The organism is Alteromonas sp. 5NS40-0096, assembly GCF_057544385.1.
This window is the reverse complement of record NZ_BAAJLQ010000002.1, coordinates 337,363-349,847: the sequence shown is the minus strand read 5'-3', so window position 1 is coordinate 349,847 and position 12,485 is coordinate 337,363. Positions and strand designations below refer to the sequence as shown.

The window sequence follows — 12,485 nt, the reverse complement described above, 5'->3', positions numbered from 1 at the left end:
CTATGGCAAACTCTACCCAAGGTAAGTTATTATCGATTCTGGGCTTAACTAAGAGCGCTGAGCTCCTAGTCTCGCCAAAAACAACATTGCCTTGGGTAATACAAGCTGTGGGGGCTCCTTCTTGGTTGCTTCCTCTGCTAATGCCAATAAAGGAATCAGGCTCTCTGATCCCACAGTGGTTTATACGGCAATCTATCTTTGTGCACTTTCCCAACCGACTTTTGTTATGGCAAGCGGGCGCGATTGCACAATGTCTGGCGATTTTTGCGACCGCCATCGGATCGGTTACTACAACGTCAGCCCTATTCGCAATCCTTTGCCTCATCGCATTAACATTACTCAGTATAGGCCGTGCTTTTTGCTCTCTTTCGATGAAAGAGATTCAAGCACATTGGGTCGACAAAGGAGAACGGGGGCACATTCTAGGTAATGCTGATGTAATGAGTGGCCTCATTACTATCGTGTTCGCGATAGGAATAATCGCCATTGGCGATCAGCTTTCTTTAATCGCGTTAGGCGCACTCATTGGGGCCGGTGCAATATTGGTGGGTGCCGCGATTGTTGTTACGCTATCGAGCCGGTCAGTGCACGTGAATGTAAAAGGAGCAAAAGGCCGTGGGTGGCGACAGAGTGTTGTACAAGTGCGTCGCGACCGTACTTTAAAAAACCTCATTATTAGTCGTGTCCTTGTGGTACACAGTGTTTTAGCCATACCGTTTATTGTCAGTGATACAGTCGCATCTTCTGTTCATTCCATCGGCTTTTTCCTGATACTTTCCGCATTAGCTTCGGTATTCTCCGCAAAAATATGGGGAGATAATTCCGACAGGAATGCGATACACACTCTGCGCATAGCAAGTCTGATCGGTGTAATCGCCATCGCCTTTTACGTTTTAGTGCCATCGACCGAGTATAGCCTTTGGGTTAGCTATGCCATTTTCCTGATTCTCAATGTCAGTCATACCGGTATTCGACTAGCACGTAAAACCTACTTACTAGACATTACAAACGACCAGAACCGCGCTGACTATGTGGCTGTCGGCAATACTATTGTTGGTGTGATGTTACTTGTACTAGGAATTGGGTACGCTTGGTTATACAGTGCGATTGGTGACAATCTACCCGTGATATTAGCGTGTATCTCAGTCATAGGTATTTTTCAAAGTTACCAACTGACTGCCCGCAAAATGTGAATGCTTTACACCGCAAGTTTCTCAAGGGTCGAAACCAAATCTTCCAATAAAATTGGCTTGCCGAGATACGCATTCATACCAGACTCGAATGCGCGCTTCTTGTCTTCTTCCATAATGTTCGCACTCAACCCAATGACAATAACGGATTGACTGATTTGCCTGATCTGGCTTGTTGCTTGATAGCCATCCATCACCGGCATTTGAATGTCCATAAAAACAATATCAAATGCCGTGCGCGCAACAGCTGCCACAGCCTCGCTGCCATTTTTAGCATGCATAACTTTGTGCCCCAAGTTTTCAAGCATTGTCTTGGCAACCATGGCATTGATGGCATTGTCCTCAGCTAACAATATCTTTAAGGGCCGAGTCGTCGGTGATGGGAGCGGCGAGGCATCCTCTCCCGTAGTCGTGTGAAACAAAGTCGCCATCAGATTGACTTCATCAACAAGCTCATCTTCGATTTTGTGGGCGTCAATTTGCATCAAAATCTCTTTCTCTGATAGCGCTTCAACCCCGTCTCGCAGCCTAGAAACTAGCATGGCTTCCCGTGTCGCATAATGATTGTTTGCCAATGAAAGCTGGGACTGTTCAACTCCCTTTGCACGACATATCGCGTCATCGAAAGATAACGCTTCACACGGGATCGCAACATAAAAAACGCTTCCCTCAAATGGCCTTGACTCTACATCGATTTCGCCGTCCATTAATCGCAACAACTCTTTACAGATTGCGAGCCCTAGTCCCGTGCCTCCGAAATGCCGAGAAATACTGGTATCCGCTTGCTCAAAGGGAGTAAAAAGGCGATTGATTTGCTCATCAGACATCCCTATTCCCGTGTCTGTGATAGCAACATCGAGATACCCGAAAGCCCGACGTTTCCAACGAAAATCGATACTTATTGAAACGCCGCCGTGTTCGGTGAATTTAACCGCATTATTCAATAAATTCAGCAAAATCTGGGTAACACGTTGCTGATCAATTTTCACTTCATACGGTACATCGGGTTTCAGTTCACAAGAAAAACTTAAGCCTTTGTTATCAGCCAAAATACGGGTAATCGTAACGATATCGATTACCAGTTTGCTGACGTTTATCGACTCTTGATGCAGCGCAAATCGGCCTTCTTGTAACTTTGAGAAATCGAGTATGTCGTTAACCACAGACAGTAAGTGGTGTGACGACGTCACGAGTTGCCCTAAATACTGCTTAACCTGTGCTTGAGAATCCGTGGTTTGACACAACTGCGCGATGCCTAAAATACCATTAATGGGTGTGCGAAGTTCGTGGCTCATGTTAGCTAAAAATTGAGACTTTTTATCCGCTAGGGCTTTTGACGCATCAGCTGCCTTTTGCGCTTCCTCCAAGCTCTTTTGTTCAACGGCTTGCATGCGATTAAAGGCATCGGCAATGCCCTCAAACTCGTCTCCGGTGCGAAGTTCAATCGAATGAAATGCCCCCTCGCTAGTTTGGGCTTGAAAGGTCTGTCTAAATACCGAAATGGGGTAGCGTACAAAGTAATGAATTAAGGCATAAACAAGAGCAATCAGGACAAGAAGAAACCCTGAAGACACCAATAGTATTTGTGTACGGTAAGCCGCATATTGGTTATCCATCAACTGCGTGTGCATTGTGATCACGATGATGTAGGTGAGCGTACTCACGCGATTTTCAGCAATAGCAGTGATGGGATAGGCCAAGACAAATTGCTGATCAATGACGGGCGTAAAGTGCCAATTCCCTTTCCGCTTGGCTTCGCTATAAGCTTGAGACTGTAGAGACGTAAACTGGCTAATTTTATGCGACGCATAACGATATTGACTGGATGCCAATACCTCATCATTCGTCGGTGAAACCATATACACCCGCTCGACATGATCGTTCAACGCAATAATGGTGACCATGCGTTTCAGCAATTCAGGATTCACACTGGTATCGAACATCATTGCGACTTCGTTAGCGGAGCTCAGCGCCACGTTCTTTGCTCGTTCCAGTTGCTCATCGGAAAAGTAATTGAGTAGCAACATACTGGTGGCGTAGGTAAGTGCGATGAACAAACCACAAAGGGGAATCAACAATTTAGCGACTAGCCCCATTTTCATTCTTACCATGAAAACGCCTCAGCAAACTGCTCGCAATCTCGATTTCCCGCGACCTTGCATACGGTCACCAGATCGTCTTCAAGTTGATCACTTTTACTCGTTAACCTTTTAAATTCTGATTCATTTACGAGTGAAATCCCTTTCATAGCTTCTTCTACTGTGACTTTTTCGACACTGGCAATGGTCGCGATAAACTGATGAAACGCGTCGGGGTTACGTTCAATTTCAGCGATAGTTTCAAACCAAATCGTGCGCATCTTATCTCGCGTGAGTGTTGATACGTCGGGCTTGGACCAAACCAGATCAAATATTCTCCCCGGATGCTGACTTGACGAATAGACCGTATGCAGCGAAGGGCTTTCAAGCAGGTAAGTCGATATCGGAGGATAAGTCACACAAGCATCAATCAAATTTTGCCCAAATGCCTGCGCACAATCGGTTTCAGGAATTAGGATTTGCGTGATCAAGGTATCTGGCTGAGTGTTGTCAAACAGTAGGCTCAATACATATTCACCAATCCCATTTGATGGAACAGCCACCCTTTTGTCGAGAAGATCTCGTTGTGAGGAGATGGACCTGTTAGCAACGACCACATCTCCACCAGCGGAATAGTCGGTCACAATTACCGGACGAATTCGCTCGCCACTCAGATATACGGCATTAGTAAATTCAATCATGGATGTTGCGGCAAAATCCACTTGCTCTCGAAGGTAACTACGCCGCAAATTAGAAATATTAGAAGGTTCAAGTATTTTAATCTTTAGCCCGTGTTTGGTATCTAAACCTTTTTCGACCGCATAGTAAAACGGGTAGAAACCATACCAAGTGCCAACAATCATTGTTACTGGTTCTAAGGGTTTAACGTAGAAACAACCGGGTATGGGTAGAAAAAGCAAAACAAACAGTATTGCTGTCAATTTCCGTTTCACTCACTGCCCCCATAAACCATTTCAATTAATGTTTACATTAGATGAGGTTAGGCCAATTGTCGAACAGCTGGAACTGGATTGCCTGTGGCTCCTTTTCGCCAACCTACAATAGCGGTATCCGGTAGGCATTCACAAAGGATCTATAAGTTTTGATAACCACCTGTGCAACGGTGTTTCGATCGTCGCGACTGCGTCTGAATTCACGATAGCCTGAGCTTCTGAAATGATCTTCCGATATCGTTCGAACCTCTCCTTAATACTCTCTATTTTGTTTTCTATTTCGGGATGGTGCAATAATGACATTACGCTGTTCAGTTTATGCTCTTCACTCGCATATTGTTTCACATGTCGTTTGATAAACGACCGCCACTCATCCGGATAGCTATCGGTTAGCCGCTCGGGGAATAAGTACAAATCGAGAATGTCTTGTTCGAGATTTTCGGTTGCACGCGGTTTATCTAACGCGATTCTAGCCATGAGTAATTCGAGGGTGGTTAGTTCGTCGACCCAATGTTTCATTGTTGCTGTCGTTAGATTGAATAGTAGTGATTGATATGGAGGTTCGGAAAAAAAGATCGCTAACCAAGCAAAATAACTGATCCATAGGATAAAAATTGTATAAAAACTAAAAAAGATGCCACACTGAAATCATATGTTGTCATCGACATGGGCTTCAGCCATGTCTAGTTTCAGGCGCGATAGGAAAAGCAACCAAATGGATAATGTTATGCCAACTGCAGTTGATACCAACTTAGCAGAGATTAAAAACCCGAGTCGATACATGACACTCACATACATAGTGTCTTTATCGATTATTGCTGCCCTTTCGCTTGTCGTCCATTTCATGCTAGACAAAGTCATTACTGAACAAGCGAAAAGCGGGGAACTTATCAATGTGAGTGGCCAGCAACGCATGCTGTCTCAACGCACGGGCCTATTTGCTATGGAATATCTGGTAACGGGCTCCGAAGCGGCAAGAGAAGCCATCGATACGACAGTACTTCGGCTAAAACAAAACCACGAATATTTATTAAGTGAGCACAACCGCGCCATTGAAGCTGGCAAGAAATCCCCCTTATCCCCAGAATTGAAGTCCCTCTATTTTGGCCAACCTGTCAACGTTGACCAAAAGCTAGAGGACTATCTAGCATCGATTAAAGACGCGTTGGACAATACCCTTGTTCCTGCATCCGCTTATGCGGTAGAAGAAATGGTTTTTTTAGATATGGCCAAACAGCCCATGCTCTCGGCGTTTGACGACGTGGTAAAACAATACGAAAGGGAAAGTCAGCAACGGGTTGACGAACTCAGAGCTGCGCAACAAGTCGTCTTGGTGATTGTTGTACTCACAATTTTAGCCGAAGCGATCTTTATTTTTCGCCCCATGGTAAGACGCATCAGCACTTACGCCAATCGCTTACAACATGAAGCGAACTATGATGCCTTGTCGGGTCTGCACAACCGCAGGGCTTTTAACAACTTGGCCTCTATGTTTATTGCCAATAGCAAGCGTTACACCCAACACTTAAGCATGATCATTATCGACATAGACCACTTTAAACGCGTCAACGACACCTTTGGACATGATGTTGGAGATGAAGTCATCACTTGGGTAGCATCTAAACTTAAACACCATTGTCGAGAGAGCGATTGCGTCGCCCGCTTTGGCGGTGAAGAGTTTGCGATTTTGTTACCTAACACGACAAGCGCAGGTGCGCTCCACGCCGCAGAAAAGTTGCGACAGAAAATTTGTCAAAAGCCATTTGTTTCAGGCTCTCACATGATGGATATCACCATAAGCGCTGGCGTTTCTCAAATGTCGAAGAAAAACAATTCCCTTGAATCTATGCTCAAGCAAGCGGATAACGCCTTGTATGATGCAAAACAAGGTGGTCGTAACAGAGTCGTGGAGAGCCACCCTCACGAAGGCTAGGTTGGTATATCAACGTTAAAAAGGCGCCCTAAGCGCCTTTTTTAATCGCTTTTTTACAGCGCCAAAGTAGATAATGCACCATAACCCAAAACCGTTTGAACGCAGGGTTATCGGTTTGACCATGGTGATATCGGTAGTAAATTTGCTGGACGATACCGGCTAGTCTGAATAAACCGTATACCTCATAAAATGCAAAACTATCGAACTGGCTATTCGTTTTCTCTCGATAATAATCAATGACTTGTCTACGCGTCATCATGCCAGCTAAATCGGTTGGCTGGCGACGCGTCGATTGGGCTAAGAAATCATCCTCTTTTTCAACCCAATACGCCAAAGTATTACCCAGATCCATCAATGGATCGCCCAAGGTTGCCAGCTCCCAATCCAATACGCCAATAACCTTAGTATAGTCATCGGCGGCCAGCACTACGTTATCGAACCTAAAGTCGTTATGGGTTAAACAAATACTTTCTGTAGCAGGAACATTTTTTTCCAGCCAATCGATGACAAATTTGCCAGACGGAACATTCCACGTTTTGGCATTAAGGTAACGCTGAGTCCATCCTGAAATTTGCCTTTGTGTGTAGCCTTCCCCTTTTGCAATATGGTCGAGACCGGCACTTTTGTAATCGACTTGATGAAGGTCAATCAAGCAGTCAAATACGTTTGTACACATAGCACTATTTTGCTCAGTGGTTAGCACCAAATCCCGTGGCATATGTTTTCGAGGAATAATACCAGTTAGCTTCTCCATCACGTAGAAATCAGTACCTACCACTGACTCATCATCACAAAAAGCAAGCATTTCTGGCACATAGCGAAAATGAGGTTTAAGTGCAGACTGCAACCGAAACTCTCTCCCCATATCATGAGCACCTTTGGCTTTGGTTCCCGCTGGTGCACGGCGTAAAATAAGTTCTCGATCGTCATAATGCAGACAATAGGTCCAGTTAGAAGCGCCCCCCGCGTACTGTGTTACTCCCGTAGCCTCACCCAAGCCTTCAATATGATTTTTTAACCAACCATTGACCCTGGTGATATCTAATTCTTCTCCTGCCCTGACTTGATTGGCAGTATCGATAACTGAGCTCACACGATATCCTCTACTGTTGTTTACGGGCTTTTAACACTAACTTTCGCGTCGCTTTTGCCACCTGATTTAAATACCATTTGTTGGGTAAAAAGCGTTTCATGTTGAAAGCTCGCCGTCCCTCTTTATGCGTCACGATCATAAAGCGACCCTTGTTTGCATGTTGATATATATACTCAGCCACGTCTTGTGCAGTGACCTGTGCTTTCGAGAAAAAGTACCGCACCATTTCTTTCGCCATGGGGTCACTGTTTTCCAAAGACTCATCTAAATGGGTTTTAAAAAAGCTCGGACACACGACGCTAACGTCAATATTGTCCATCGCCAATTCCAACCTCAGAGTTTCTGAAAAAGCTACCACCGCCGATTTCACCGCATTGTAACTCGACATAAGGGGAATAGGCGTGATCCCAGCTTGAGAGGCAATATTAATAAAATGACCTGAACCTTGTGCGCGAAAATCTTCGACAAACACTTGGCACATTTGCACCATGCCAAACAAGTTGATATCAAAAACCCATTTCCATTGGCTCAATGGCTCACTCGTCAACGAGCCTCCTGTTGCGACACCGGCGTTATTGATGACAATATCAACCCCTTGCCATCGATCTTTAATAGCCGTTTGCAACGCATGAATATCACTGAGCTGGGTAATATCGCAATGCTGGTAAAATGCGGCAACACCCAATTGATTGAGTTGGGCTTCGGTTTCTTTCCCTCGCTCTTCATTAATGTCAGCAATGCAAATTTTCAAGTCAATGGCTTGTTGTTGCGCATGTTGCGCCCAGCACATTGCAAGTGCTTTGCCTAAGCCTGTCGCCCCACCTGTAATTAAAAGTCTTTTGGTTATTTGCAACATCAATCCTTAAAGCATCTACGCTTTGTGAGTGCCAAGCTTACGGCTAAGATAAATCAGTACACCCGCGCCGATGTACATGGTTAAGCCATATACGCCAGCGGGCAGTGCCAACGCTGATTGCGACAAAAAGGTTAGGGCAATCAAAATCGCTAACGTGGCGTTTTGAATACCGATTTCAATCCCCAATGTTATCGCATCTCGCGGCGTTAACTTTTGCCATTTAGCCAGTCCCAAGCCTGCGAAAATCGTGAGTAAATTCAAACACAAGCACACGAAAAAGAGTTGTGAAAAGCTATCTACTAAGTTCTCGCGCTCTTGAATCATGATAGCAATGATCATGATAACCATAAATCCAGCGGAACCTTTTCGGAAAAAGGGTTCAGCAAACGTCGCCCATGCAGGTTTATATCGGTTGATGAGCATACCCAAAGTAATCGGTACTAACGTCAGAACCAACAGTCCAAGCGACGCACTAAGCAACGAAAATTGCACTGCGGACCCGGATAAAAAATGGTCGTACCCCAGTTGAATGAGCAGTGGAGTAGAAGCGATGCCGATGATGGTGCATATGGCAGTTAAGGTAACAGATAAGGCAATGTTCGCTCGACACAATTGGCTGATAACATTAGACATAGTGCCCCCAGGACATACGGCGACAATGAACAAGCCCATAGCGAATTCTGCAGATAAACCAAAACTGTATGCCAAGCCGATAGCGATAATTGGCAAGAGCGCGAGTTGCCCCACTAGCCCAGTGACAACAGGTCTAGGAGAACGCAATAGTCGAGTAAAGTCAGAGACGGTTAAACTTAAGCCCATTCCTAACATGATGAGTGCTATTGCCGCGGGCAACAGCACTTGGGTGAGAATCGATTCTGTCATTTGGTACTGCTTATGCCTGTTCAGGGCTCAATTTAACCAAGAAAGCTGTCGTCTAGTGCTGCCACTTTTTGGTACATGGGTTGGAAATTACCCCATGTAACAAGGTCTGACGCATTAACCTGCCTAGTCTTCAATGCGGTTTGATGATCAATTTCAATCACTTGACCTGCTGCTTGAGCCAACAGTTGGCTGTGACAACAACTATCCATCAAGACAAAATTAGCAGCGGCGGCATCGACGGTTTTACCGACGGTCAATAGACCATGATTCTGCAAGATAACAGCAATATTACTATCCAGCGCAGCAGCAATCATGTCGCCTTCGTCGGCTTCCGCGACGACGCCGGTAAATTGTCCAAGTAGTGCGTGATTTTGATAGAACATGCAAGCGTCTTGTGAAATGGGCCTCAGAGTTTGGCCCAGTGATGCGAAAGCTCTTCCATATGTGGTATGAGCATGAGCCACCGCGTTGACATCCGGGCGAGCCATATGAATACGAGAATGAATCGCGAATGCGGCATTATTGATGGCCGAATTGCCTTCAACGATATTGCCGTGATGATCCACGCGAACTAAATCGGATGCTTTTATCTGACCAAAATGTACCGCCAACGGATTCACCCAAAACGTGTCGGGATCGATACAATCTCGCACCGTTATGTGGCCCGCCAGTCCCTCGTCAAAACCATTCATCGAGAAAACCCGAAAAGCCGCAGCTAAACGCTGTTTATCAAAGGTCTGTTGTTGCTTTTTGTCATCAAACTGAGGCGGTGAAGGCATACCAAACTTATCACCACCACGAACCGCATTCTTTACTGCATCGTCATTCATATTCATGATCGCATCCTCAAGTCTTTGACATTTAGCCTACAACTTGTTTACATAAATTCAAATGATGCAAAATTATCTCAATCCATAAATATGATTCATACAAAGATTGATCTTAACCTGTTTGTGGTGTTGCGTACCGTGTATCAGCAGGGTTCTATTACGGGAGCCGCGCGTCAATTGCACATAACACAACCCGCAGTGAGTCACGCATTGGCGAAGCTTCGAGAGAAGTTTGACGACCCTTTGTTTATCAGGCACGGGCGCAATATCGTTCCTTCAGCTCTATGCCAAACTATCATGCCGCAAATTGAACACAGTATTTTGGCTTTGGAATCGACACTGTCCCCTCATACTCAATTCGATATTCAGCAACACGAACGACAAATGAAATTAGGCATGCGAGACATCTTAGAAAGTTGGTTTTTACCTCCGCTCGTCCAAGATTTATCTGTCAACACGCCTCGCATTACTATTCAGAGCCAGCAAATTAGACGCAACCAAGCTGAGCGACTGTTAGAGGATGAGTCTCTGGATATTATTATTGATGTGTTAATGCCACTTGGCGAGAAAATGTGCAGCCAGTTTATTCGCAACGAGCATTTTTCATTGGTGTGTCGACAAGGCCATCCGATTTTGGACAACACGACACTAGCGCAATACGTGAAGTATCCCCATGGCATTGTCTTTTTGAAAGGTTCGGAAGTCGATATAATCGATATGGCATTGGCAAAGCACGGCGTCACGCGCAATGTCATATTGCGCTGTGAGCATTACAATGCCGCAGCCAGTGTTGCGGCCCAATCCGACATGTTATTAACGATGCCAAACGCCTATGTCGAAGCCATTACAGAAAGTCATGCAGTCGAAGTGACGCAGGTACCCTTTGACGTCCCCGACATGCCTATCCATATGTTTTGGCATAAAAAATCTAATGCCGATCCAATCAATCAATGGATGCGAAACAAATTGCTAGCCATTGCCAATGGCCGACTTTAAGTGCGATGATAAGGATCGCTCAACCTCTCAATATCACTTTCATCAAGGTAATTGCCAAGTTGGGCTTCCAGAATGATCAATGGGCAATTGCCGATATTTTTTGCACAGTGAACCTCTCCCGCGTCGATAGCAATGAGGTCGCCTGTCTTACACACACTCACCTCATCTCGCAGCGTAATTTGCGCTTCACCTGAAAGTATTGTCCAGCGCTCACGTCGATAATTGTGGCGCTGCAGTGAGAGTGATTCTCCAGGATGGATAACAATTTCCTTACACGTAAATCCAGCCTGTGCCGACAATACCCGCCAGTGCCCCCATGGCCGAGACTCAGTACATCCAACCGTATAACCGTTTTTGACATCCACAGCGTCTCACCTATTGGCCGTCACGAGTGTTGTTCCACGCGTTCAAATGTAACCAAATTGCCGCAGACCACGAGAATTGTTTGCCTCCGGTTCCCTTCCCCGTCGCAGGTGAAAAGGATTCATAAAAATTCCCGGCTTCGCTTACCGCGAGCGTATCGAGCCAGACTTGGTCGGAGAGTTCGGTATATCCCTGTTCCATCAATCCTTGACCAATCATAAAATTCACTACGCTCCAAATCGGCCCCCGCCAATACAATATGGGGTTATAAGCGGGGTGCTCTGGTGTAATGCTCGGCACTAGATAGGCGACTTGGTCTCGAATCTCTTGCAGTCGGTTTAGCAACGTTTGCTTCTGAGCAGGGCTGCCCACGCCAGCGTAAAAAGCGAGGAAAGAGGCATTGGTAATGCAATGAGAGGATTGCTGCTGGATGAGGTCATAAGAGCAATACGCACCAACGTCGTCATTCCACAGATACCCTAACCCATTTTCAGCCAATTCGATTCGCTGTTTGATTAGCAAAACGTCATCACTTTTTCCCAGTGCCTCCGCCAGAACCAATAAATCTCGGTTTGCTCGCAGCAGTATCATACTCATACCAACATCGAGCATCTGGAATGGTCCATTTTTAGCCGTCACTTCCGGATCCCAGTTGTGCTCTCGCCCATAAAAAACCATCGCTAAATATTGGTCATACTGTTCGGTTGTTGGCCGCATGGATTGGTCAACTTGATTCAAATCGCGTCTGGCATATTCACCCACTGCGGAGGTGTCAACCGCTGACATGGGGCTATCCCATTCCGGTGAGTTGTCTCGGCCGGTTTCCCAAGGATGAGTAACCAATACCAATCCGTTTTTTAATGGGTCGCGATAGTTAGCAAACCATGTATGCCAAGCCATTAATTTCGGGTACAAGCGCTCAATGTGCGCCATAGCACTTGCCTTATCTTGTTCCCATAACAAGCGCACTATAGATGCCGCAACGGGTGGCTGCGTAATACCTGATGTCGCTACTCCCGGTTGATTGGTTTGCCACACTGAAGGACCAGGGAAATAGTCATCGTCTTCCTGATGAAACACAATATGGGGTTGCATCCCATTTTCCCACTGGGCACTAAATAGTGAGTGCAACTCTTGCCATGCTCGTGGGCGATCAAATTGCGCAAACCCGAGCGCGACGAAGGCGGAATCCCAGTTCCACTGGAAGGGATACAAACCCTCGGTGGGGACGGTATAACCGCCCCGATCATTGTTTAATAGGATCGATTTAGCTTCTGAATAAAAATCAGTTTTCATGTTCAACGTCTCTAT

Annotated in this window: 12 protein-coding genes; 3 read left to right on the top strand and 9 right to left on the bottom strand. The window is 45.7% G+C overall.

Annotated features, from left to right (window positions below; genetic code table 11):
- Nucleotides 1-2 precede the first annotated feature (2 nt).
- Nucleotides 3-1,193, top strand: coding sequence for an MFS transporter (locus AC27G9_RS07460; protein ID WP_487072648.1), 1,191 nt, complete (start codon nt 3-5; stop codon nt 1,191-1,193).
- A 5-nt stretch (nt 1,194-1,198) separates the two neighbouring features.
- Here the strand turns inward: AC27G9_RS07460 and AC27G9_RS07455 are convergent, their stop codons facing one another.
- The 3 genes from AC27G9_RS07455 to AC27G9_RS07445 all read right to left on the bottom strand — a co-directional run bounded on the left by AC27G9_RS07455 (nt 1,199) and on the right by AC27G9_RS07445 (nt 4,740).
- Entirely contained in the window at nt 1,199-3,301 is a 2,103-nt protein-coding gene (locus AC27G9_RS07455) for an ATP-binding protein (RefSeq protein ID WP_487072646.1), read from the bottom strand.
- Nucleotides 3,295-4,221, bottom strand: coding sequence for an ABC transporter substrate-binding protein (locus AC27G9_RS07450; RefSeq protein ID WP_487072644.1), 927 nt, complete (start codon nt 4,219-4,221; stop codon nt 3,295-3,297). Before AC27G9_RS07450 ends, AC27G9_RS07455 begins: the two co-directional genes overlap by 7 nt.
- 129 nt (nt 4,222-4,350) lie before the next feature.
- Entirely contained in the window at nt 4,351-4,740 is a 390-nt protein-coding gene (locus tag AC27G9_RS07445) for a hypothetical protein (protein WP_487072642.1), read from the bottom strand.
- Between the two features lie 196 nt (nt 4,741-4,936).
- Between AC27G9_RS07445 and AC27G9_RS07440 the strand changes: the two genes are divergently transcribed.
- The gene (locus tag AC27G9_RS07440; RefSeq protein WP_487072640.1) at nt 4,937-6,154 is read left to right on the top strand and encodes a diguanylate cyclase; all 1,218 of its coding nucleotides are present in this window, start codon (nt 4,937-4,939) and stop codon (nt 6,152-6,154) included.
- Between the two features lie 28 nt (nt 6,155-6,182).
- Here AC27G9_RS07440 and AC27G9_RS07435 read toward each other — a convergent pair whose 3' ends face one another.
- Genes AC27G9_RS07435 through AC27G9_RS07420 form a run of 4 tightly spaced genes read right to left on the bottom strand, consistent with a single transcriptional unit; the run spans nt 6,183 to nt 9,821 of the window.
- Nucleotides 6,183-7,247 (bottom strand): phosphotransferase family protein, encoded by a 1,065-nt coding sequence (locus tag AC27G9_RS07435; RefSeq protein ID WP_487072638.1) that lies wholly within the window; start codon nt 7,245-7,247, stop codon nt 6,183-6,185.
- Between the two features lie 10 nt (nt 7,248-7,257).
- The gene (locus AC27G9_RS07430; RefSeq protein WP_487073647.1) at nt 7,258-8,094 is read right to left on the bottom strand and encodes an SDR family oxidoreductase; all 837 of its coding nucleotides are present in this window, start codon (nt 8,092-8,094) and stop codon (nt 7,258-7,260) included.
- Nucleotides 8,095-8,118: 24 nt separating this feature from the next.
- Nucleotides 8,119-8,985, bottom strand: a complete 867-nt coding sequence (locus AC27G9_RS07425) for a bile acid:sodium symporter family protein (RefSeq protein WP_487072636.1) — start codon at nt 8,983-8,985, stop codon at nt 8,119-8,121.
- A 32-nt stretch (nt 8,986-9,017) separates the two neighbouring features.
- Complete coding sequence (locus tag AC27G9_RS07420; protein ID WP_487072634.1) at nt 9,018-9,821, bottom strand: class II aldolase/adducin family protein; 804 nt, start codon at nt 9,819-9,821, stop codon at nt 9,018-9,020.
- A gap of 84 nt (nt 9,822-9,905) precedes the next feature.
- Here AC27G9_RS07420 and AC27G9_RS07415 point away from each other — a divergent pair, with 84 nt between their 5' ends.
- Nucleotides 9,906-10,811: a LysR family transcriptional regulator gene (locus AC27G9_RS07415; protein WP_487072632.1), complete on the top strand. Its 906-nt coding sequence runs from the start codon at nt 9,906-9,908 to the stop codon at nt 10,809-10,811.
- Here the strand turns inward: AC27G9_RS07415 and AC27G9_RS07410 are convergent.
- Both AC27G9_RS07410 and AC27G9_RS07405 read right to left on the bottom strand, forming a co-directional pair.
- Nucleotides 10,808-11,176, bottom strand: a complete 369-nt coding sequence (locus tag AC27G9_RS07410; protein ID WP_487072630.1) for a phosphomannose isomerase type II C-terminal cupin domain — start codon at nt 11,174-11,176, stop codon at nt 10,808-10,810. The genes AC27G9_RS07415 and AC27G9_RS07410 overlap by 4 nt on opposite strands.
- 10 nt (nt 11,177-11,186) lie before the next feature.
- Nucleotides 11,187-12,470, bottom strand: a complete 1,284-nt coding sequence (locus AC27G9_RS07405; RefSeq protein ID WP_487072628.1) for an MGH1-like glycoside hydrolase domain-containing protein — start codon at nt 12,468-12,470, stop codon at nt 11,187-11,189.
- Between the last annotated feature and the right edge of the window lie 15 nt (nt 12,471-12,485).

Bases quoted from the DNA above. Each gene is read 5' to 3' on its own strand.
- AC27G9_RS07460 (WP_487072648.1), top strand. From the start codon at position 3: ATGGCAAACTCTACCCAAGGTAAGTTATTATCGATTCTGGGCTTAACT.
- AC27G9_RS07455 (WP_487072646.1), bottom strand. From the start codon at position 3,301: ATGGTAAGAATGAAAATGGGGCTAGTCGCTAAATTGTTGATTCCCCTT.
- AC27G9_RS07445 (WP_487072642.1), bottom strand. From the start codon at position 4,740: ATGAAACATTGGGTCGACGAACTAACCACCCTCGAATTACTCATGGCT.
- AC27G9_RS07440 (WP_487072640.1), top strand. From the start codon at position 4,937: ATGGATAATGTTATGCCAACTGCAGTTGATACCAACTTAGCAGAGATT.
- AC27G9_RS07425 (WP_487072636.1), bottom strand. From the start codon at position 8,985: ATGACAGAATCGATTCTCACCCAAGTGCTGTTGCCCGCGGCAATAGCA.
- AC27G9_RS07420 (WP_487072634.1), bottom strand. From the start codon at position 9,821: ATGAATATGAATGACGATGCAGTAAAGAATGCGGTTCGTGGTGGTGAT.
- AC27G9_RS07415 (WP_487072632.1), top strand. From the start codon at position 9,906: ATGATTCATACAAAGATTGATCTTAACCTGTTTGTGGTGTTGCGTACC.
- AC27G9_RS07405 (WP_487072628.1), bottom strand. From the start codon at position 12,470: ATGAAAACTGATTTTTATTCAGAAGCTAAATCGATCCTATTAAACAAT.